1 protein-coding gene is annotated in these 680 nt (G+C 67.6%); it reads right to left on the bottom strand.

Annotated features, from left to right (window positions below; all coding sequences use genetic code 11):
- Positions 1-113 precede the first annotated feature (113 nt).
- Positions 114-680: AAA-type ATPase lid domain-containing protein (locus AC1DTN_RS37950; protein ID WP_477925297.1), on the bottom strand; the 567-nt coding region annotated here is incomplete at its 5' end.

Raw genomic sequence — 680 nt, 5'->3', positions numbered from 1 at the left:
GAGCTTGCGCGCACAAGGCTGCCTCAAGTCCGTGCCGGCATTGGGTTTCCCTGTTGGATGCCGGAGGAAGATGGGTCAAGGATGACCCGGCGCAAGCAGCCGCGGGAGGGTCGCTATTCACCCACCGGGGCATCCGTGGCCCAGGGGGCCGCGTCGCGTTCGATGCCGTGCTTCTTCAGCAGCTTGCCGAAGGCGCGCCTCTCCTTGCCGACCATCTGCGCGGCGCGTGTCACGTTGCCATCGGCCTGGCGCAGGGCGCGCTGAAGATAGTCCTGCTCGAACACGCGCACCGCCTCGGCCTTCGCCACCTGGAAGCGCATGAGGGCGCTGTCGTCGCAGTCGGCGGTGGCTGCGGCGGGCATCGTGGCACGGGGCTGCGGCTGTTGCGCCGGGTAGCCCCCGCCCATGAGGAATTCGCGGTGCACCCAGTTCTCGAGTTCGCGGATGTTTCCCGGCCATGGCTGGCTGCAAAGCCACTGGAGGGTCTGCGCGGAAAGCGTCTTCGCCGGCAGGCCGTACTTGGTGCTGAAGCACCGGATGAAGTGCGCGGCGAGCAGCTGGATGTCTCCGATGCGCTCGCGCAGCGGGGGAAGCACCAGGTGCAGGATCTTCAGGCGGTACATCAGGTCGGCCCGGAATGCGCCTTCTTCGACCAGTGCCGCCAGCGGACGGTTCGATGC

This window comes from Rhizobium sp. 01T444 (genome assembly GCF_056398305.1).
Note: the sequence above shows the minus strand (reverse complement) of the source record. Positions and strands in the feature narration are given on the sequence as shown.